The organism is Nocardia donostiensis (assembly GCF_002081715.1).
GTDB classification, from domain to species: Bacteria; Actinomycetota; Actinomycetes; order Mycobacteriales; family Mycobacteriaceae; genus Nocardia; species Nocardia donostiensis.
Genome location: NZ_MUKP01000027.1, coordinates 39,726 through 58,918 on the forward strand (window position 1 = coordinate 39,726; position 19,193 = coordinate 58,918).

Annotated in this window: 20 protein-coding genes; 11 read left to right on the forward strand and 9 right to left on the reverse strand. The window is 65.8% G+C overall.

The features are described 5' to 3' along the window. Nucleotides 1–4: 4 nt before the first annotated feature. Entirely contained in the window at nucleotides 5–1,015 is a 1,011-nt protein-coding gene (locus B0T44_RS17630) for an LLM class flavin-dependent oxidoreductase (protein ID WP_077119768.1), read from the reverse strand. Between the two features lie 80 nt (nucleotides 1,016–1,095). Next, on the reverse strand, nucleotides 1,096–1,497 hold the full coding sequence (locus B0T44_RS17635) for a cytidine deaminase (protein WP_077119813.1): 402 nt from the start codon (nucleotides 1,495–1,497) through the stop codon (nucleotides 1,096–1,098). A gap of 308 nt (nucleotides 1,498–1,805) precedes the next feature. Between B0T44_RS17635 and sdhC the strand changes: the two genes are divergently transcribed. The 7 genes from sdhC (at nucleotide 1,806) to B0T44_RS17670 (ending at nucleotide 8,128) form a co-directional block, all read left to right on the forward strand. Beyond that, nucleotides 1,806–2,204: a succinate dehydrogenase, cytochrome b556 subunit gene (gene sdhC / locus B0T44_RS17640; RefSeq protein WP_081512251.1), complete on the forward strand. Its 399-nt coding sequence runs from the start codon at nucleotides 1,806–1,808 to the stop codon at nucleotides 2,202–2,204. A 72-nt stretch (nucleotides 2,205–2,276) separates the two neighbouring features. Then, nucleotides 2,277–2,708 (forward strand): succinate dehydrogenase hydrophobic membrane anchor subunit, encoded by a 432-nt coding sequence (locus tag B0T44_RS17645; protein ID WP_077119772.1) that lies wholly within the window; start codon nucleotides 2,277–2,279, stop codon nucleotides 2,706–2,708. 16 nt (nucleotides 2,709–2,724) lie between these two features. Then, nucleotides 2,725–4,518, forward strand: a complete 1,794-nt coding sequence (gene sdhA / locus B0T44_RS17650; RefSeq protein ID WP_077119774.1) for a succinate dehydrogenase flavoprotein subunit — start codon at nucleotides 2,725–2,727, stop codon at nucleotides 4,516–4,518. Beyond that, nucleotides 4,518–5,291 carry a succinate dehydrogenase iron-sulfur subunit gene (locus B0T44_RS17655; protein ID WP_077119776.1) on the forward strand — a complete coding sequence of 258 codons (774 nt, stop codon included), beginning with the start codon at nucleotides 4,518–4,520 and terminating at the stop codon, nucleotides 5,289–5,291. Before sdhA ends, B0T44_RS17655 begins: the two co-directional genes overlap by 1 nt. A gap of 307 nt (nucleotides 5,292–5,598) precedes the next feature. Next, nucleotides 5,599–6,510, forward strand: a complete 912-nt coding sequence (locus B0T44_RS17660) for a metal ABC transporter substrate-binding protein (RefSeq protein ID WP_425436846.1) — start codon at nucleotides 5,599–5,601, stop codon at nucleotides 6,508–6,510. Continuing rightward, nucleotides 6,507–7,241 (forward strand): metal ABC transporter ATP-binding protein, encoded by a 735-nt coding sequence (locus tag B0T44_RS17665; protein ID WP_077119778.1) that lies wholly within the window; start codon nucleotides 6,507–6,509, stop codon nucleotides 7,239–7,241. The genes B0T44_RS17660 and B0T44_RS17665 overlap by 4 nt, the downstream gene beginning before the upstream one ends. A 50-nt stretch (nucleotides 7,242–7,291) precedes the next feature. After that, on the forward strand, nucleotides 7,292–8,128 hold the full coding sequence (locus B0T44_RS17670; RefSeq protein WP_425436845.1) for a metal ABC transporter permease: 837 nt from the start codon (nucleotides 7,292–7,294) through the stop codon (nucleotides 8,126–8,128). A gap of 332 nt (nucleotides 8,129–8,460) precedes the next feature. Here the strand turns inward: B0T44_RS17670 and B0T44_RS17675 are convergent, their stop codons facing one another. Next, complete coding sequence (locus B0T44_RS17675) at nucleotides 8,461–9,138, reverse strand: JAB domain-containing protein (RefSeq protein WP_077119780.1); 678 nt, start codon at nucleotides 9,136–9,138, stop codon at nucleotides 8,461–8,463. Nucleotides 9,139–9,229: 91 nt separating this feature from the next. Beyond that, on the reverse strand, nucleotides 9,230–9,433 hold the full coding sequence (locus B0T44_RS17680; RefSeq protein WP_077119782.1) for a type II toxin-antitoxin system VapB family antitoxin: 204 nt from the start codon (nucleotides 9,431–9,433) through the stop codon (nucleotides 9,230–9,232). 144 nt (nucleotides 9,434–9,577) lie between these two features. Between B0T44_RS17680 and B0T44_RS17685 the strand changes: the two genes are divergently transcribed. Together B0T44_RS17685 and B0T44_RS17690 are read left to right on the forward strand one after the other, a co-directional pair. Next, nucleotides 9,578–10,465, forward strand: coding sequence for a phenylalanine 4-monooxygenase (locus B0T44_RS17685; protein WP_077119784.1), 888 nt, complete (start codon nucleotides 9,578–9,580; stop codon nucleotides 10,463–10,465). 177 nt (nucleotides 10,466–10,642) lie between these two features. Continuing rightward, nucleotides 10,643–11,932, forward strand: coding sequence for a D-alanyl-D-alanine carboxypeptidase family protein (locus B0T44_RS17690; protein ID WP_081512252.1), 1,290 nt, complete (start codon nucleotides 10,643–10,645; stop codon nucleotides 11,930–11,932). Nucleotides 11,933–11,993: 61 nt separating this feature from the next. On the opposite strand, the gene yhjD is transcribed toward B0T44_RS17690, so the two are convergent. The 3 genes from yhjD to B0T44_RS17705 are packed head-to-tail and all read right to left on the reverse strand — an operon-like array spanning nucleotide 11,994 to nucleotide 15,100. Continuing rightward, nucleotides 11,994–13,022 (reverse strand): inner membrane protein YhjD, encoded by a 1,029-nt coding sequence (yhjD, locus tag B0T44_RS17695; RefSeq protein ID WP_077121911.1) that lies wholly within the window; start codon nucleotides 13,020–13,022, stop codon nucleotides 11,994–11,996. Between the two features lie 43 nt (nucleotides 13,023–13,065). Further along, nucleotides 13,066–14,103 carry a tryptophan--tRNA ligase gene (gene trpS / locus B0T44_RS17700; protein WP_077121899.1) on the reverse strand — a complete coding sequence of 346 codons (1,038 nt, stop codon included), beginning with the start codon at nucleotides 14,101–14,103 and terminating at the stop codon, nucleotides 13,066–13,068. A gap of 22 nt (nucleotides 14,104–14,125) precedes the next feature. After that, nucleotides 14,126–15,100, reverse strand: coding sequence for an oxygenase MpaB family protein (locus B0T44_RS17705; RefSeq protein WP_254854261.1), 975 nt, complete (start codon nucleotides 15,098–15,100; stop codon nucleotides 14,126–14,128). Between the two features lie 132 nt (nucleotides 15,101–15,232). Here B0T44_RS17705 and B0T44_RS17710 point away from each other — a divergent pair, with 132 nt between their 5' ends. Continuing rightward, nucleotides 15,233–15,874 carry a TetR/AcrR family transcriptional regulator gene (locus B0T44_RS17710; protein WP_077121897.1) on the forward strand — a complete coding sequence of 214 codons (642 nt, stop codon included), beginning with the start codon at nucleotides 15,233–15,235 and terminating at the stop codon, nucleotides 15,872–15,874. Between the two features lie 13 nt (nucleotides 15,875–15,887). On the opposite strand, the gene B0T44_RS17715 is transcribed toward B0T44_RS17710, so the two are convergent. Next, the gene (locus B0T44_RS17715) at nucleotides 15,888–16,679 is read right to left on the reverse strand and encodes an exodeoxyribonuclease III (protein WP_175648164.1); all 792 of its coding nucleotides are present in this window, start codon (nucleotides 16,677–16,679) and stop codon (nucleotides 15,888–15,890) included. Between the two features lie 64 nt (nucleotides 16,680–16,743). Here B0T44_RS17715 and ephH point away from each other — a divergent pair, with 64 nt between their 5' ends. After that, the gene (gene ephH / locus B0T44_RS17720; RefSeq protein WP_081512258.1) at nucleotides 16,744–17,610 is read left to right on the forward strand and encodes an epoxide hydrolase EphH; all 867 of its coding nucleotides are present in this window, start codon (nucleotides 16,744–16,746) and stop codon (nucleotides 17,608–17,610) included. A gap of 158 nt (nucleotides 17,611–17,768) precedes the next feature. On the opposite strand, the gene B0T44_RS17725 is transcribed toward ephH, so the two are convergent. Then, on the reverse strand, nucleotides 17,769–18,986 hold the full coding sequence (locus B0T44_RS17725) for an NADP-dependent isocitrate dehydrogenase (protein WP_077121893.1): 1,218 nt from the start codon (nucleotides 18,984–18,986) through the stop codon (nucleotides 17,769–17,771). Between the last annotated feature and the right edge of the window lie 207 nt (nucleotides 18,987–19,193).

Here is a 19,193-nt window from a genome sequence, read left to right on the forward strand (position 1 = left end):
GAACTCAGTCTGGCAGCTCGGCAAGCGCGCGGAGGGTGTGCAGCCGATCGGTGACGGTCGGCCCCTGCGGGGCCACGATCACCTCGTCGGCCCCGGTATCGGCGACCAGTTCGTCGATACGGGCGCGGACCTGGTCGAGTGTGCCGACGGCCTGCTGGGCGTTGCGATCGTCGACGAACGCGTTCTCCGCATCCGACCACTGGTAGGCCTCGGCTTCGGCCAGCGTCGGAATACGCTGTGGCAGTTGCCCGGTCCGCATCCGCAGTTGCACCAGGTTCTGCGGGAGGGTGCGGCGGCGCGCTTCGGCGGCGGAGTCGGCGACGACGGTGGCGACCGCGACCATCGAATGCGGCTCGCTCAGCACCGCCGAGGGGGTGAATTCCCGGCGATAGAGCTCGAAGACCAGCGGTGTGGTTCTACCGCCTGCAAAATGATGAGCAAACGCGAACGGCAGCCCGAGCATGGCCGCCAGCCGGGCGCTGAAATCGCTGGACCCCAGCAGCCACAGCTGCGGTGCGTCGCCGTGGCCTGGGATGGCCCGGATGCGGTCGCCCTGGCCGCCACGCAGCGGCGGGATGACGCCGAAGTAGGCCATCAGCTCCACCACCTGCTTCGGGAAGTCCTCGACCGCTTCCGCGGCGGCGCCCCGGCGAATGGTGGACGAGATGAGCGGATCGGTGCCCGCGGCGCGGCCGAGCCCGAGGTCGATGCGGTCGCCGTGCAGGGCGACCAGGGTCCCGAACTGTTCGGCGACCACCAGCGAGGAGTGGTTCGGCAGCATGACCCCGCCCGAACCGACCCGTATACGTTCGGTGGCGGCGGCAACGGCCGCGATCAGCACCGGCGGCGCTGAGCTGGCGATGCCCGGCATCCCATGATGCTCGGCCACCCAGAACCGGCGATACCCGAGCCGGTCGACTTCCCCCGCGACGGTGAGGGTGTCGGCGAGCGCTTGCGAATGGGAACCATCTGCCGCGACAGCGGCGAGATCGAGCACGGACAGCGGCACAGTCATGTCATGGGCAACCCGCACACACGGCACGGGATTCCGTACGTGTTCGCCGCCACGCCCACCCGGCCGGGTCCGCCGTCTCCTCAGCGCTGCCCGGCAGCCAGGTCATCGGGCCCGAATGCCTCGGGCAGCAGCGCTGCCAGCCGCACCGGCCCGTCCGGGTGATCCACGAGCAGATCGGCCCCGCCGAACTCGTAGAGAACCTGCCTGCAGCGACCGCAGGGCAGCAGAACCGAGCCGCGGGAATCGCTCACCGAAACCGCGAGCAAACGCCCACCGCCCGCCGTTTGATGGTTACCGATGAGTACAGTTTCTGCACAAAGCCCCAAACCGTATGAGACATTTTCCACATTGCACCCGCGCACAATTCCGCCGGCGCCAGTGAGGGCCGCAGCGCCGACCGGAAAGCGCGAGTACGGCGCATATGCCTTGCGCATAGTCTCAATTGCATTGCTACGCAATGCTTTCCAGTCGATTTCCGACACCGGGAACCTCCTGCCGAAGCGGCCGTATCCGGGCGCGACCGAGCCGTCGCACATCCCATTCACATGCAACAAAGGCAACCCTAACCTGCGTCGTTGTCGCGCAACGCACCGCACGCCGAATTAGTTCCCCGATTGGGAGAGGATTAGAGTCCACATCAGATCGGTTCAGGTTCCCGGCAACCAGCCGGAGCGCAACCAATCGGGGGCGCACACCCCGAGCGCGAGCTGGTTTTCACCGGACATCGGCCGCGCGGCCGGTATCGGAACTGCGACCGGGTCCATCAGCGATGTTGGAGGCACCGAACTCTATGACCACGATAGAAGCTCCGGCTCAGCCGAAGCGGAAGACGCTGTACCGAGGCGACCCCGGAATGTGGTCGTGGGCGCTGCACCGGATCACCGGTGTCACCGTTTTCTTCTTCCTCTTCGTCCATGTCCTGGACACCGCACTGGTGCGGGTCAGCCCGGAGGTCTACGACGAAACGATCGCGGTCTACAAGACCCCGATCGTGGCCCTCATGGAAATGGGCCTGGTCTTCTGCGTGCTGTTCCACGCGCTCAACGGTGTGCGGGTCATCCTGATCGACTTCTGGTCGAACGGGCCGCGCTATCAGCGTCAGATGCTGTGGGGGATTCTCGGGCTCCTGGTCGTGCTGATGGTGCCCGCCATCGGCCGCATGGTCTACCTCCTGTTCACGGAGCACTGACATGAAACAGCGAACCACCAACGCAGCTGCCGCCGCCGCCATGACAGCGCCGAACAACAAGGAGGCCCGGGCATGAGCGCACCCGTCCTCGGCAAGTCCTACGACCGCCCCGCCAGCCTGGATCTGCCTCGCTCGCCGCGCGGTCGCGCCAAAACCAACTTCGAGCTCTATGCCTGGATGTTCATGCGGATCTCCGGGGTCGCGCTGATCATCCTGGTCATCGGGCACATGTCGATCATGCTGCTGCTCGACGGAGGCGTGAAGCGGTTGAACTTCGCGTTCGTCGCAGGCCGCTGGGCCAGCCCGTTCTGGCAGGTCTGGGACCTGGCCATGCTGTGGCTGGCGCAACTGCACGGTGCCAACGGCCTGCGCACCGTGATCGCCGACTACTCGCGCAAGGATTCCACCCGGTTCTGGCTGAACATGCTGCTGGCGCTGTCGGTGATCCTGGTCATGGGCGTCGGCACCTACGTCATCTTCACCTTCGACCCCAACATCAGTTAGGAACAGGCGGCCTCGCATGAGCAGCGAACGAATCAGCGGCACAAGTGACACTCGACCTGTTCAGGAGCACCGCTACGACGTCGTGATCGTCGGCGCAGGCGGCGCGGGGATGCGGGCAGCGATCGAGGCAGGACCCCGAGCGCGCACCGCGGTGCTCACCAAGCTGTACCCGACGCGCAGCCACACCGGCGCGGCACAGGGCGGCATGTGCGCCGCGCTGGCCAACGTCGAAGAAGACAACTGGGAGTGGCACACCTTCGACACGGTCAAGGGCGGTGACTACCTGGTCGACCAGGACGCCGCCGAGATCATGGCCAAGGAAGCCATCGATGCGGTGCTCGACCTAGAGAAGATGGGCCTGCCCTTCAACCGCACCCCCGAAGGCAAGATCGACCAGCGCCGGTTCGGTGGTCACACCCGTGACCACGGCAAGGCCCCGGTGCGCCGCGCCTGCTACGCGGCCGACCGCACCGGTCATATGATCCTGCAGACGCTGTACCAGAACTGCGTCAAGCACGACGTGGAGTTCTTCAACGAGTTCTACGTACTCGACCTGGTGCTGACCGACACCGACCGCGGCCCGGTCGCTACCGGTGTCGTCGCCTACGAGCTGGCCACCGGTGATCTGCACATCTTCCACGCCAAGTCGATCGTGTTCGCCACCGGCGGCTCCGGCCGGATGTACAAGACCACCTCCAATGCGCACACCCTGACCGGCGACGGTATGGCCATCGTGTTCCGCAAGGGTCTGCCGCTCGAGGACATGGAATTCCACCAGTTCCATCCCACCGGTCTGGCCGGACTCGGCATCCTCATCTCCGAGGCCGTCCGCGGTGAGGGCGGCATCCTGCGCAACGCCGACGGCGAACGCTTCATGGAGCGCTACGCTCCCACCATCAAGGACCTCGCACCGCGCGATATCGTCGCCCGGTCGATGGTGCTCGAGGTGCTCGAAGGCCGCGGCGCCGGACCGAACAAGGACTACGTCTACATCGACGTGACCCACCTCGGCGAGGACGTGCTCGAGGAGAAACTGCCCGATATCACCGAGTTCTCCCGCACCTATCTGGGCGTGGACCCGGTGAAGGAACTGGTGCCGGTGTTCCCCACCTGCCATTACGTGATGGGCGGCATCCCAACCCGGATCCACGGCGAGGTACTGCGCAACAACACCGATATCGTCCCCGGCCTCTACGCCGCGGGTGAATGCGCGTGTGTGTCGGTGCACGGCGCGAACCGGCTGGGCACCAACTCGCTGCTCGATATCAACGTGTTCGGACGCCGCGCCGGTATCGCCGCCGCTGAGTACGCGCAGCGGGCGGATTTCGTGGACATGCCGGAGAACCCGGCGCAGATGGTGCAGGACTGGCTGGCGCTGATCCTGTCCGAGCACGGTAACGAACGCGTCGCCGATATCCGTACCGAACTGCAGCGTTCGATGGACAACAACGCCTCGGTGTTCCGCACCGAGGACACGCTCAAGCAGGCCCTCACCGATATCCACGCGCTCAAGGAGCGGTACTCGCGGATCACGGTGCAGGACAAGGGCAAACGCTACAACAGCGATCTGCTCGAGGCCGTAGAACTGGGCTTCCTGCTCGAGCTTGCCGAAGTCACCGTCGTCGGTGCGCTCAACCGCAAGGAATCGCGCGGCGGCCACGCCCGCGAGGACTACCCGGACCGCGACGATGTGAACTTCATGCGGCACACGATGGCCTACAAGGAAGGCGCGGATCTGCTGTCCGATATCCGCCTGGACTTCAAGCCGGTGGTGCAGACCCGTTACGAGCCGATGGAGCGTAAGTACTGATGACCGCTGTAGCCGAGAACCCAACAGCGCCCCCGGCCGCGCCGGTCCCCGAGGGCTCGACCATGATCACCGTCAAGGTGGCGCGGTTCAACCCCGAGGACGACAAGGGCGCGCACTGGGACTCCTTCCAGGTGCCTGTGCTGCCGACGGACCGCTTCCTCAACGTCCTCATCTACATCAAGTCCTATCTGGACGGCACCCTGACCTTCCGGCGCTCCTGCGCGCACGGTGTCTGCGGTTCCGACGCCATGCGTATCAACGGCGTCAACCGCCTGGCGTGCAAGGTGCTGATGAAGGACATGCTGCCCAAGAACGGCAAATCCATCACCATCACCGTCGAGCCGATCCGCGGCCTGCCCGTGGAAAAGGACCTCGTCGTCGATATGGAGCCGTTCTTCGACGCGTTCCGCGCCGTGAAGCCGTACCTGATCACCACGGGTAACGAGCCCACCAAGGAACGCATCCAGAGCCAGGCCGACCGCGCCAGGTTCGACGACACCACCAAGTGCATCCTGTGCGCCTGCTGCACCACCTCATGCCCGGTGTACTGGCACGACGGCAGCTACTTCGGTCCGGCCGCGATCGTGAACGCCCACCGCTTCATCTTCGACAGCCGCGACGAAGGCGCCCGCGAACGCCTCGACATCCTCAACGACGTCGAAGGCGTCTGGCGCTGCCGCACCACCTTCAACTGCACCGACGCCTGTCCCCGCGGCATCGAGGTCACCAAGGCCATCCAGGAAGTCAAGCGCGCCCTGCTGTTCGCCCGCTGAGCCCCTGAGCCAGGTTTGTATGAAGGCCGCTCTCCCCGACGGGGAGGGCGGCCTTCGGCATTCTCCCGGCCGCGGCGTTCCCGAACCGTCCCGCGAGTCCCTACGGTTCATCTACTCATCCATCGAGTAGGCCTTCCCGAAGCCGAGGTGGCGGCGATGAGCAAGGCCGAGGCCTGCCGGTGAACGAGTAGTGACGTGACCTCGCCGACACCAGAACAGTGCTAACCGTATGCCGAACTTGTAAATTAGGGTAACCGAACATTACTATTCGGGTGTGGATGAACGGGGTTCCGGTCTGGGGGCGCGGATGTGGCCCCGGATCGGTGCGATGCTTGCGGTGTGCGGAATCGCGCTGGGGGTGGTGGGGTGCGATTCGTTTCATCTGCCGCGGGAGGGGAAGCCGGTGGTGTTGACGACGTTCACGGTGCTTGCGGATATCGCGGGGAACGTGGCGGGTGAGCACCTGGATGTGCAGTCGTTGACGAAGGCCGGGGCAGAGATCCACGGGTACGAGCCGACGCCGGGGGATGTGAAGAAGGCGGCCAAGGCGGATCTGGTCTTGGACAACGGGATGAATCTGGAGGCGTGGTTCGGGCAGTTCGTCGACGGGATCGAGGTCGAGCATGTGACTGTGAGCGACGGGGTGGAGCCGGTGGACATCACCGAGGACGCGTATGCGGGGAAACCTAATCCGCATGCGTGGATGTCGCCGCTGAACGTGCAGACCTACGTCGACAATATGGTGACCGCTTTCGCCGAACTCGATCCGGCACATGCAGCGGACTTTCGCGCGAACGGGAAAGCCTACAAGGCACGGTTGCAGCAGGTACACAACGAACTGGTCACCGAACTGGACGCACTGCCGAAAAACCAACGGGCGCTGGTGACCTGCGAGGGCGCGTTCTCCTATCTGGCCCGCGACGCCGGGCTCACCGAGAAATACATCTGGCCGGTCAACGCCGAACAGCAGGCCACCCCGCAGCAGATCACCACGGTCATCGAATTCGTGCGGAAGAACCGGGTGCCCGCGGTGTTCTGCGAATCCACCGTCTCCGATGCGCCGATGCAGCGGGTTGTCGAGGCCACCGGCACGGCGTTCGGCGGGGTGCTCTACGTCGACTCGCTGTCGGAAGCAGGCGGCCCGGTGCCGACCTACCTCGACCTGATTCGCCACGACGCCAGAACCATCGCCACCGCATTGACCGGGAGCACCCCATGACCGAACCTGCGATCCAGGTCAGCGATGTCACCGTACACTACGGCGAAGTCCGCGCCCTCGAACGAGTCGATATGACCATCGCACCCGGACGGGTGTGCGGGCTGATCGGTATGAACGGGTCCGGGAAAACCACCCTGTTCAAAACGATCATGGGACTGGTGACACCCGACCACGGAACCATTCGGGTGCACGGCGGAAAACCGGCAGCCGCGCGCAAGAGCGGGATGGTGGGCTACGTCCCGCAGAGCGAGGCGGTGGACTGGTCGTTCCCGCTGTCGGTGCGCGACGTCGTCACCACCGGACGCTACGGCCGCATGGGTTTCACCCGGCGGGCGCGGCGCGAAGACCGGGCTGCGGTCGCCGAAGCGCTGGACAGGGTCGAACTCACCGATCTGGCCGACCGGCAGATCGGGCAGCTGTCGGGCGGGCAGCGTAAACGCGCGTTCGTGGCCCGCGGGATCGCCCAGAGAGCGACCGTGCTGCTGCTCGACGAACCCTTCGCCGGGGTGGACAAACGATCCGAAGCCACCATCACCGGGTTGCTGCGCGAGTTGGCCGCCGACGGCGCGACTGTCCTGATCTCCACCCACGACCTGCACGCCCTGCCGGGGCTGGCCGATGAAGCGGTGCTGTTGCTGCGCAGCGTACTCATGCACGGCAGACCCGAGGACGCGTTGCGGCCGGAGAATCTGGCGCTCGCGTTCGGTCTCGACGTGCTCGGGCAGCGGTGAGCGCCGTGGACATCGTCGAATTCGTGATCGATCCGCTGCGTTACGCGTTCATGGTGCGTGCCCTCACGGTCAGCGTGATCGCCGCCGTGGTGTGCGGGCTGCTGTCGTGCTGGCTGGTGCTGGTCGGCTGGTCGCTGATGGGGGACGCGGTATCGCATGCGGTGCTGCCGGGGGTGGTGCTCGCGTATATCGCGGGGGCGCCGTTCGCGATCGGTGCGGTGATCTTCGGATTTCTCGCCGTCGCACTGATCGGGGTGGTCCGGGACACCAGCCGGGTCAAGGAGGACGCGGCGATCGGCATCGTGTTCACCACGTTGTTCGCGTTCGGGCTTGTGCTGGTGTCGGTGACGCCGAGCCAGACCGACCTCAATCACATCATCTTCGGCAACCTGCTCGGGGTGAGCCGCTCGGATCTGACGCAGATCGCGATCCTCGCCGCCATCGTGTTCGCCGCGCTGGTCCTGAAACGGCGCGATTTCACCCTCTACGCCTTCGACCCCACCCATGCCTACGCGATCGGGCTGAGCCCCCGCCTGCTCGGTGCGGCGCTGCTGGGGTTGCTGGCACTGACATCGGTGGTCGCCCTGCAGGCGGTCGGTGTGATCCTCGTGGTAGCCATGCTGATCATTCCGGGCGCGACGGCGTACCTGCTCACCGACCGTTTCGGCCGGATGCTGCTCATCGCGCCTGCGCTGTCGGCCTGCTGCGCCGTGGTCGGGCTGTACCTCAGCTATCACCTCGATACGGCCTCCGGCGGCATGATCGTCGTCACCCAGGGGATCGCGTTCACCCTGGTGTACCTGTTCGCGCCCCGGCACGGAATCATCGGAACCCGTATCGCCGCGGCACGCCGCCGAGCGGTGACCGCCGCAAGCGGCGCCGACTGACGTGCTTACGGGGACCGAGCGAGCGCCTACGATACAGCGTCCAGCCACTGCGGTGACCACTTCCGGCAGCGTGCCGAGGCGCCGCCACCCTCATCCCGCCGACAGCGCCGGTCGAGCCGTTCTCTAGCTCCTCCCTGAAAAGAGCGGATTCAACCCTCACCAGTTGGGTTCGGTGTTTCGCCGCAGACAGCTGGAAGCGCAGGCATTGCACAGTCTTACGCCCGCTCCGCAGGCGTTTATGTCTCCGTCGGCCCAGCGGCGACAGCCCGGGCCTGTACCGGATGCGCTGTCTTCCGTCTGAACGCGGAGGCTTGCGCGCTACGTTCGCTGGATCATTCGGAAGCAAGAGGGTCGGCACTGCTCCATTGCTCCCCCGCGATCACCACATGGTCGAGGAACCGCAAACCCACCGTGCGCGCCGCTGCGGCGAGTATGGTGCTGGCGCGACGGTCGTCGACGCTGGGCGTGGGATCGCCGGACGGATGGTTGTGCGCGATCGCGAATGCCCGCCCGTCGTGACGCAGCACCGTATTCAAGATTTCCCGCACCGGGACGGCGACCTCGTCGATGGCTCCCTGGGCGACGAAAACCCGCCGCCGTAACCGGTTGCGGGCATCGCACACCAGCACCAGCAGCCGCTCGACCCGCGCACCCGCGAACAGCGGCCGCGCCGCCAGCATCACATCTTCGGAGCAGTACAGCGGCGGAGCGGGTTCCGGGCTGCTGCGTGCCCGCACCCCGAGCTGGAACGCCGCGATAATGGCGGCGGCCTTCGCCGCGCCGACCCCGGGACGGCGGGCCAGTTCCTCCGGCCGTGCCGCCGCCAGGCCTGCGACGCCACCGTGTTCGGCCAGCAATGCCGTGGCCAGTTCCAGTGCGCTCTCGCCGCGACGCCCGTGCCCGAGCAGCAGCGCGAGCAGTTCACCGTCGCTGAGCGCGTGCGGGCCCAGCTCGGCGAGTCGTTCCCTTGGCCGCTGGGCCGCGGGCAGGCTGCTGATCGGTACGGACATCGTTTCCCCCTGGCGTATGCGGTGTCGGCACCGGATCATGCCACCACCCACCGACACGCTGCCGCGGTCTGTGTCCCCCGTCGTCCTGCGCTTACCTCTCGACTGCTGCCAAACCGCGACCGTGTGCGCCGGAGAGCGCATTCCCGGCCAGCTTCTCCATATGCCGAAGCTGCCGTTCGTGAACTACGATCCGCCGCAGCGCCTCGTTCACGGTGGCGTTGCTGGTCGAGGTGCCCATAATGGCACCGGCCGCCGCCAGCAGCTTCTGGTCGAGATCGATCCGCACAGTCTGCATGCGTCCTCCTTAATACATTCGCCATCTTGCGTCATATCGCCGCGGTATGTGCGATAAATGACACGACAGTCCGGCTACTAGACAGTTTGCCCAGTTGACCGCCGTTTTGTTGTCAGGACGGGCGGACGGTGCTTGCATCGAAGTATGTTCACCGAAGCTCAGCTGTATTCACCGGTCACCCGCGCCGGCGACGGCGACGTAACGGTGCATCTGAGCGACGAGCATCCCGGCGTGCACGACGACACCTACCGCGCCCGCCGCAACGCCATCGCCGCCCTCGCGCTGGATTATGTCCCTGGCGCACCGGTGCCGCATATCGACTACACCGCAGCAGAAGAACAGGTGTGGCGGATCGTCGCCGCCGAACTCGCCCGTAAACACCGGACCTATGCCTGCCGGGAAGTACTCGAGGCCGAGGCACGGCTGCAGCTGCCTACCGACCGCATTCCTCAACTGGACGAAGTTTCGGCCGCACTGGCCCCGCTGACCGGCTTCCGCTATGTGCCCGCCGCCGGGCTGGTGCCGCTACGGGAGTTCTTCGGCTCGTTCGCCGACCGGATCTTCCACTCCACCCAGTACATCCGCCACCACTCCGCCCCGCTCTACACCCCCGAACCCGATGCCATCCACGAGGTGATCGGGCACGCCAACCAGATCGCCAGCCCGCGTTTTGCCGCCGTCTACGCGACCGTCGGCGCCGCCGCTGCCCGGCTGGCCACCGAACCCGCGCTGAAATTCCTTGCCAATGTGTTCTGGTTCTCGATGGAGTTCGGCGTGGTCCGCGAGCACGGCGAAATCCGTTGCTATGGAGCGGGTTTGCTGTCTTCCTACGGTGAGATCGAGGAGTTCCGCCATGCGGATCTGCGCCCGATCGATATCACCGCGATGGGTACCGCCACCTACGACATCACCCGCTATCAGCCGGTTCTGTACTGCGCCAGGTCGGTTACCGAGATCGAAGACGTGATCGGCGGTTTCTTCGACACGATGGATGACGACACGCCACTGCGGGCCGCGGCCGCCGCAAGCTGATCCGGCCCGTCGGCCGTCCACCAGCGGTCGTGGATGCCCATCGAAGACCGCACCGGCCGGCCAGCCGGTCCGTCGTATCGGTATCACCGCTGGTCAAGCCCACTACAACAGCCAACGCATCGGTACGGCGCGTTCAATGCGACGCGCGCGGAACCGCTCGCTAGGCTCATCGGCACGATGAACGTCAGGGATTTCCGCCGCCACACCGCACGCTGTCTGGGCCCGGTGCTCACCGTGGCCACCGTTACCGCCGGTTTTCCGGTTCTCGCCGTGCCCGCGGCCGCGAACCCGCCCACCACCTCTGCATTCAGCACCCCGAACACCGACAACTGTCCGCAGAAAACCCAGCCGCCACCACCGATCGATTCCTCGGAGGTTCCCGCACCGGGTGAACCGACCCCCACGAAGCTCCCGGTGCCGTCACCTCCGATCGGCGGCGAACGGCTCGGCGAATGCGGTGTAGTGCTGCCCAAGGGCGCACCCCCGGCGCCGCAGGACATCTCGGCGACGGCATGGATGGTGTCGGATCTGGACACCGGCGCGGTACTGGCCGCCAAGGACCCGCACGGCCGCTACCGTCCCGCCAGCACCATCAAGGTACTGCTGGCCGCGGTTGCGCTGCGCACCCTGGACATGGATCGGGTGGTGGTGGGCACCCAGGCCGACGCCGATGTCGAAGGCAGCCGTGTCGGCATCGGGCCGGGTGGGCGCTACACCAATCACCAGCTCATGCAGGGGCTGATCATGTGCTCTGGCAACGACGCCGCTCACGCTATCGCCGCCCAGCTCGGCGGTGACGATGCCGCGGTGGCGAAAATGAACGACCTGGCGGCCTCGTTGCGCGCCCTCGATACGCGTGCCGCGACCCCGTCCGGCCTGGACGGGCCGGGGATGAGCACCTCGGCCTACGATCTGTCACTGCTGTTCCGCGAGGCGATGACCATCCCGCTGTTCGCCGAGCTGATCGGCACCGAACAGGCCGATTTCCCTGGTTATCCGGCCAATCCCCTTATCCCGGGCGATACCGACCACCCCGGTTTCCGGATCGGCAACGACAACCAGCTGCTCTACAACTATCCCGGCGCGCTGGGCGGTAAAACCGGCTTCACCGACGACGCCCGCCAAACCTTCGTCGCCGCGGCCGAGCGTAACGGCCGCAGGCTGGCCGTTACGCTCCTGCAGGCCGACGTGCTGCCGATCCGCCCGTGGGAGCAGGCGGCGCGCCTGCTCGACTACGGTTTCGCACTCGACCCTGACGTGTCGGTCGGCGACCTGCCCGGCGACGAACCCGCCCCCGAGTCGAACACCGCGATCCTGGCCGCCCCACCCGACGGCGATATCAGCCATCTGGCCCAGCCGCCGTCCTCCGGCCAGCAGGAACAGTTGCGGGTCGCCCTGGTTGCCGTCGGCTCGATCGCCGTGGTGCTGTTGCTGCTGCTGGCGCGACGAAGCAGGCGCCGCCGCTGATATGTGCCGCCGTGACAAGGCGGATTCGTCACCACCACGGGGTCGCGGGCTTACCGCACGATTACCGTTTGCGGCGACGCAGACCGGTCAATGCCACAGCGGCCAACACACCCGCGCCGAAGGAAGCCAAGGAAGCTACTGGACCGCCGACCGGCGAAGCCTGCATCCGGGGCTGGATGAGCGCGGGCCCGGGCACCGGTACTGGCTCGGGTTGCTCGTTTTCCTGCGCCGTCGCCGCCCACGCGGTGGCGAACAGGATGATCCGGTAGACGACATAGGCGAACACCATGATGCCGAGGATCGAACCGAACGCCGCGCCCGCCGGACTGTCCAGCACCGAACGCAGGTAGATGGACGCGACGACCTTGAAGATCTCGAAAGCGACCGCTGCCAGCGCCGCGGCCTTCACGGCGCTGGTGAAGGTGACGGGCTCGCGCGGCAGCCTGGCGATGATCCACACGAACACCGCCCAGGACGCCAGCAGCGCGAGCAGGGTCGACAATAGCCACAGCACCCAGCGCGCCCCGGGCATCTCGTCCAGCCCGACCGATCCCAGCAGCTGCCGCCCGAGCCCACTGGAGGCGACCGCAGACAGGCCGAGCGATACCGCGAACGCCAGCCCGAGACCGACCAGCGCACCCAGATCAGAGATCTTGGTGCGCAGCCAGTTGCCGTCCTGCACCGGCTGTTCCCACTGTTCGGTGAGCGCCGCACGCAGGTTCGTCATCCAGGACAGCCCGCTGTAGAGACCGGTGAGCAGGCCGAGCACACCGACGGTGGTGCGGGATTCGATGGCTCGGTCGATGAGGTCGTTGATCTGGTCGCCCATCTCGCCCGGAATGTTGTCCACCACCGAGCTCTGGATCTCGCGCAGCAGCTCGGCGTTGCCTGCGAGCACGAAACCCGCTGCGGCAAAGGCGATCATCAGCAGCGGGAACAGCGACAGCACGGTGAAATAGGTGATACCTGCCGCATAGTGGTTGCCGCGTTGCGTCTGATACCGCTCGGCGGCGCGCACCAGATGGTCGAGCCAGGGCCGCGATGTCACATTACGTTGCGCCGCGGCTTTGATGTTGTCGATCAACTGCACGTTCAAACCCCTCAGCCGGACCTCGCCGGATGCGACGAACGGGCTAGCGGGGCAGGAAACCCACCCGATCGTAGACCTGTGCGAGGGTGTTGCCGGCGATCTCGCGTGCCCGCTGCGCCCCGCTGTCGAGGATGCGGTCGAGTTCGCCCTGATCCGCCAGATACTCTTCCACCTTCGCCCGCAACGGCGTGACAAATTCGACCAGCGCGTCGGCGACATCGGATTTCAGGTCGCCGTAACCCTTACCCGCGTAATCACGTTCGAGGGTGACGATCGGGTTGCCGGTGAGTGCGGACAGAATCACCAGCAGGTTGCTGACGCCCGGTTTGGCCGTGGGATCGTAGCGGATCTCGCGTTCGGTGTCGGTGACCGCGGAGCGGATCTTCTTCGCCGTCACCTTCGGGTCGTCGAGCAGGTTGATCAGACCCGCGTCGGTGCCTGCCGACTTGCTCATCTTCGCGGTCGGGTCCTGCAGGTCGTAGATCTTGGCGGTGCCCTTGACGATATGCGCCTCGGGCACCACGAAGGTTTTCTTGAACCGGGTGTTGAAACGCTGCGCCAGATTGCGGGTCAGCTCCAGATGCTGGCGCTGGTCCTCGCCTACCGGGACCTGGTGCGGGCGGTAGAGCAGGATGTCGGCGGCCATCAGTACCGGGTAGGTGAACAGGCCGACGGTGGCGTTTTCCGCGCCCTGCTTCACCGATTTGTCCTTGAACTGGGTCATTCGGCTGGCTTCCCCGAAACCGGTAAGACAGCTCAGCACCCAGGTCAATTCGGCGTGCTCGGGTACCTGGCTCTGTACGAACAGGGTGGACCGTGTGGGGTCGACGCCGATCGCCAGCAGCTGTGCGACGGCGCGGCGGGTCCGCAGCCGCAGTTCCTTCGGGTCCTGCGGCACGGTGATCGCGTGCATATCCGGGATGAAATACAGCGCTTCGTAGTCGTCCTGCATGGTCACCCAGTACTGCAACGCACCGAGGTAGTTGCCGAGATGGAACGAGGCGCTGGTCGGCTGGATACCGGACAGGACTCGCTGTTTACGTTCCGCGGTGGGCACCGCATCGGTGGCAGGACTGGACATGCCCTGCATCTTCCCATGGGCATCAACCCGAATTACGCTCCACCCAATTGCGCGGATCGACCGCGGGCATGCTCAGCCGTCCCTGTCGCGCGAGGCGCTGTTCACGTTTGGTGATCATGGTGTACAACGGCGTGCTCGGACCGGCCAGAGCCTCGCGCACCTGGCGCGGCAGCACCGGCATAGCGGTATGGGTGGTGCGCACCGCTCGGGCCAGCGCGTGGCAGGCGAGCTGGTCGGTGATCTTCCAGTCGATGCCGTACATGCGCCGGATGCGAGACGGCAGGCTGCCCTGGATGAGCAGATAGTAGGCCGAGGTCGCCTGTTGTACCGGGACCTGCTGCGGGTAGGGCACTGTGTGACCGGACAGGTAGTTACCGACCAGTCGGGCCTCGTCGGTGAGGAACAGTTCGTCCGATTCGAGGTAGTCGTCGAAGTAGCGGCGGAACTTCGGGTAGGTGGCGGGGGCGGCGGCGCGCGGCATTCCGAACAGTTCGCCCCAGTGCACGAAATCCTGGTAGAGGTCCTCACGTTCGGTGGCGGTGAGTCTGCGGACCAGCAGATCGTGCATGACTTCGGCGGATTCGAAGGTGAATGCCATGGTCATGAACATCAGATGCGGGTCGTAGGCCGAGTACGGGCTGCCTGCCGGGTGTGCTGCGCCCGCGTCCTCGGGGAGCGCCCCGGCGACATCGGCGTGCTTCTTGCCGGTGAACGCCAGGGCTCGGTCGGCTTCTTCCTTGGTGCCGAAGAAGACGGCCTCGAACAGTTTTCCGGTGAGCGCCAGACGGGTGTAGGGAGTGGCCCGGTGTGCGGTGCTCTCCGCGGTGCCGACGTACAGCAGCGGGTTGACCGCGCCGATCACCAGGGCGCGCAATCCGTAGGTCACACCGACCGCGCGTTTGCTCATCACCCGCCGGATCATCGAATCGTCGGCGAAGTAGCCGTTGCCGCTGCTGTCTGCGGACATCACGTGTGCGGGCATCCCGTGTGCGGACATCACAGCCTCCTCATCGAGCCCATCTGGCAATAGCATCCTCCAGATACTCTCTTTCTGGCAATAGGCTCAGCCAAAATTGTGGCTCGTGTGGCGTCCCACCGATATCGGTTCGACACCTGACAGAATCGAGGCGTGGCAGCGCAGCGGACCTATGGCGGTATCTCCGCGGACGAGCGCCGGGCGCAGCGACGCGCGGCGCTGCTGGAGGCCGCGTTGGACATCATCGGCACCCAAGGTTTGTCCAAGCTCACCGTGTCTGGTTTGTGTACCCAGGCCGGGCTCAACGAGCGGTACTACTACGAGAGCTTCGACAGCCGTGACGCAGTGCTCACCGCCCTGTTCGACACCATTGCCGAAGAACTGGCCGCCGCCATCCTCGGCGCGTTGCACACCGCCCCCGACGATTCAAGGGCCAAGGCGCGGGCCGCGATCGCCGCCGGTATCCATCTGCTCACCGACGACCCGCGCAAGGCGGAAACATCGCTGGTGGCGTCGATGGCGACCCCGCAGTTGCGCGCCCGCACCACCGAAACGATCCGGGTGTTCGCCCGCATCGTCGCCACCGAGGGCGTCGAGTTCTACGGTATCGCCGACCCCGCACCGGACCCGGTGATCGACTTCCGCGCAACCTACTTGGTCGGCGGCCTCATCCAGACGCTCACCGGCTGGCTGCGCGGCGAACTGGCGATCAGCCGCGACGAGTTGATCGAGCACACCACCGATGTGTTCGTACTACTGGGCGAGGATCTCGCCAGCCGATTACGCCACGCCTGACCAGCGCTCGACATCACCGATACTGCACGGTGACCGGCGCATGATCGGACCAACGTTGCGCATAGGTCGCGGCCCGTTCGACCACGGCCTGCTTGGCCCGGGAAGCGAGCTCCGGCAACGCCAGCTGGTAATCGATCCGCCAACCGGCATCGGTGTCGAAAGCACGGCCCCGATACGACCACCAACTGTACGGGCCCGCACCTTCAGGGTGCAGGACACGCACCACGTCGACATAGCCTGCGGCAAGGCGCGCATCCACCCAGGCGCGTTCGGTGGGCAGGAACCCGGACTTCTTCAGATTCCCCTTCCAGTTCTTCAGGTCCCGCTCGGTGTGCGCGATGTTCCAGTCGCCTGCAACGACGTAAGAACCGGTGCGGGAGCTCATCTGTCCCATATGCACAGCCAGTTCATCCAGGAACCGGTACTTCTCTTCCTGTCGCGGGGTGTCCGCCTCGCCGGTATGCACATACACGCTGGCGACGGTCACTTCGTCGAACTCGGCTTCGATATACCGGCCCGTATCACGGAATTCGCTGTCCGGGCTGATCCCGATCCGCACCGTGTTCGCGGGCCGCCGCGACAGAATCCCCACCCCGGCGCGGCCTTTCGCGGCGGGCTCGGCGTGCGCCAGATGCCATCCGCCGGCCAGTGCGGGCGCGAGCGCGGCGGCGGTCTGTGCGTCGTCGGCGCGGGTCTCCTGCAGGCAGACGATATCGGCCTCGGTGGTAGCCAACCAGGCCAGCAGGCCTTTCCCTGCGGCGGCACGAACACCGTTGACGTTCACAGTCGAGATGATGTAAGGCACCATCCGACCGTACAATGCAGTGCACCGATACTCCCCGTTCGTGCTCCAGGAAGGGGTGGTGACAATGACGTCAGGCACCTCGAACACCTCACACACCTCAGCGTCCGTTTCCATCACACCGACCAAGGCGCTGCACCTGGGGTCCGGTGATCCGCTGCTGTTACTGCACGGGTTGCTGCTGTCACCGCACTACTGGGAGCAGGCCGCGAACCGGCTCGCCACCCAATGCGAAGTGTTCGCACCGACACTCGCCGGACACTGGGGTGGCCCCGAATCCCAGCACCACGCCCTCGGCGCCCGCGAACTCGCCGACCATGTGGAAGCCCAACTCGACGAGATGGGTTGGCGCACCTGCCATATCGCAGGCCACTCGCTCGGTGCGGCCGTCGGTGTCGAACTCGCACGCCGCGGCAGGGCCCGCACCCTCACCGCCATCACCCCCACCGGCGGCTGGACATCGTCCTCCCCCGTGCGCTGGCGGGCGGCCTGGAAATTCGCGGCCCTGATCCCGCTCGTATGGGCAGGCAAACATCTCGGTGGTTTTCCCGTCGGCAACCCGCTGAGTCGCTGGTTCGCCGCCCGCGCGCTGACCAAACATCCCAGCGCCGTTTCCCGCCGCGACATCACGGCTGTTCTCACCGCCGCCCTCGGCTGCCCCGCCCCGATCCCCCTCATCACAGGCCTGCTCGGCCCCGCTCTCGACGACCTCTCCACCCTGCACACCCCGGTCCGCCTGCTCCTCGCCGAAGCCGACCACATCCTCCCCTGCCGCGTCTATGCCCGCCGCTACCTGCGCGAACTCCCCGACACCGCCGACCGCATCCTCGTCAACGGCGTAGGGCACGCCCCCATGCTGGAAGCTCCGGACCGCATCGCCACCCTCATCGCCGAGCACGTGTATGCGAGCCGTACTCATCTTCGTGCGGTGTAGGCGCGGGCCGGGTCGACAATTGCAGCCTGCTGGACGCCCTCGCCGCCCAGAGTCTCCTCAGTATGTGCCCCAGGCCGCACCGACGCGTTCGGTCCTGGACGCACATCGGGCACCCGCGTCTCATACGCGGGTGCCCGGTTTGTTCGAGAAAACTCTGGTCAGCGCAGGGCGCGGGCCAGGTTGGCGTCGAGCGCCGCGAGGAACTCCTCGGTGCTCAGGTAGCCCTGGTCGCCGCCGACGAGCAGTGCGAGGTCCTTGGTCATCTGGCCGCCTTCGACGGTCTTGATGACGACATCCTCCAGGGTCTGCGCGAAGCCGATCAGCTCGGGGTTGTTGTCCAGCTTGCCGCGGTGCTCCAGGCCGCGGGTCCAGGCGAAGATCGACGCGATCGGGTTGGTCGAGGTCGGCTTGCCCTGCTGGTGCTGGCGGTAGTGCCGGGTGACGGTGCCGTGCGCCGCCTCGGCCTCACAGGTCTGGCCGTCCGGGGTCAGCAACACAGAGGTCATCAGGCCGAGCGAGCCGAAGCCTTGGGCCACGGTGTCGGACTGCACGTCACCGTCGTAGTTCTTGCAGGCCCACACATAGCCGCCCTCCCACTTCATGGAGGAGGCGACCATATCGTCGATCAACCGGTGCTCGTAGGTCAGGCCCGCGGCGTCGAACTGGGTTTTGAACTCGGCATCGAAGACCTCCTGGAAGGTGTCCTTGAACATGCCGTCGTAGGCCTTCAGGATGGTGTTCTTCGTCGACATGTACACCGGGTAGTTCTGCTGCAGACCATAGTTGAACGAGGCCCGCGCGAAGTCCTCGATGGACTTGCGGAAGTTGTACATGCCCATGACGACGCCGCCGTCCTCGGGCATCTTCACGACCTCGTGCTCGATCGGCTCGCTGCCGTCGTCCGGGGTGAAGGTGAGGGTGACGGTACCGCCTTGGAACACCTTGAAGTCGGTGGCGCGGTACTGGTCGCCGAACGCGTGACGGCCGATGATGATCGGCTTGGTCCAGCCCGGGACCAGGCGGGGCACGTTGGAGATGATGATCGGCGCGCGGAAGATGGTACCGCCCAGAATGTTGCGGATGGTGCCGTTGGGCGAACGCCACATTTTCTTGAGGCCGAACTCCTTGACACGGGCCTCATCAGGGGTGATGGTCGCGCATTTGACGCCCACCCCGTGCTTCTTGATGGCGTTGGCGGCGTCGATGGTGACCTGGTCGTCGGTCTTGTCCCGGTATTCGATGCCGAGGTCGTAGTACTCGAGGTTCACATCGAGGTACGGGTGGATCAACTTGTCCTTGATGAACTGCCAGATGATCCGGGTCATCTCGTCGCCATCGAGTTCGACGACGGTGCCTTCAACCTTGATCTTGGACATGGATCTTCGTGTCCTCCTAGGATGGTGCCCTCATTGCACGGCCAGGCGAACACGCTTGTGAGCGGACCCCAGCTGTTCAACAGACAACGTATACGCCTCATGTTGTCCACGAGACGTCTGGTGCATACAAGACGAGCGTACTGCTGACGGTGGTTGCATCACACAGGCAGCCCCGGCAGCGAGCCGTACCACACCCGTTTCCCATGG

Excerpts from the sequence above, each read along its gene's own strand:
- B0T44_RS17630 (WP_077119768.1), bottom strand. The coding sequence starts at position 1,015 with ATGACTGTGCCGCTGTCCGTGCTCGATCTCGCCGCTGTCGCGGCAGAT.
- sdhC (WP_081512251.1), top strand. The coding sequence starts at position 1,806 with ATGACCACGATAGAAGCTCCGGCTCAGCCGAAGCGGAAGACGCTGTAC.
- B0T44_RS17645 (WP_077119772.1), top strand. The coding sequence starts at position 2,277 with ATGAGCGCACCCGTCCTCGGCAAGTCCTACGACCGCCCCGCCAGCCTG.
- sdhA (WP_077119774.1), top strand. The coding sequence starts at position 2,725 with ATGAGCAGCGAACGAATCAGCGGCACAAGTGACACTCGACCTGTTCAG.
- B0T44_RS17655 (WP_077119776.1), top strand. The coding sequence starts at position 4,518 with ATGACCGCTGTAGCCGAGAACCCAACAGCGCCCCCGGCCGCGCCGGTC.
- B0T44_RS17660 (WP_425436846.1), top strand. The coding sequence starts at position 5,599 with ATGTGGCCCCGGATCGGTGCGATGCTTGCGGTGTGCGGAATCGCGCTG.
- B0T44_RS17665 (WP_077119778.1), top strand. The coding sequence starts at position 6,507 with ATGACCGAACCTGCGATCCAGGTCAGCGATGTCACCGTACACTACGGC.
- B0T44_RS17670 (WP_425436845.1), top strand. The coding sequence starts at position 7,292 with ATGGTGCGTGCCCTCACGGTCAGCGTGATCGCCGCCGTGGTGTGCGGG.
- B0T44_RS17675 (WP_077119780.1), bottom strand. The coding sequence starts at position 9,138 with ATGTCCGTACCGATCAGCAGCCTGCCCGCGGCCCAGCGGCCAAGGGAA.
- B0T44_RS17680 (WP_077119782.1), bottom strand. The coding sequence starts at position 9,433 with ATGCAGACTGTGCGGATCGATCTCGACCAGAAGCTGCTGGCGGCGGCC.
- B0T44_RS17685 (WP_077119784.1), top strand. The coding sequence starts at position 9,578 with ATGTTCACCGAAGCTCAGCTGTATTCACCGGTCACCCGCGCCGGCGAC.
- B0T44_RS17690 (WP_081512252.1), top strand. The coding sequence starts at position 10,643 with ATGAACGTCAGGGATTTCCGCCGCCACACCGCACGCTGTCTGGGCCCG.
- trpS (WP_077121899.1), bottom strand. The coding sequence starts at position 14,103 with ATGTCCAGTCCTGCCACCGATGCGGTGCCCACCGCGGAACGTAAACAG.
- B0T44_RS17705 (WP_254854261.1), bottom strand. The coding sequence starts at position 15,100 with ATGTCCGCACACGGGATGCCCGCACACGTGATGTCCGCAGACAGCAGC.
- ephH (WP_081512258.1), top strand. The coding sequence starts at position 16,744 with ATGACGTCAGGCACCTCGAACACCTCACACACCTCAGCGTCCGTTTCC.
- B0T44_RS17725 (WP_077121893.1), bottom strand. The coding sequence starts at position 18,986 with ATGTCCAAGATCAAGGTTGAAGGCACCGTCGTCGAACTCGATGGCGAC.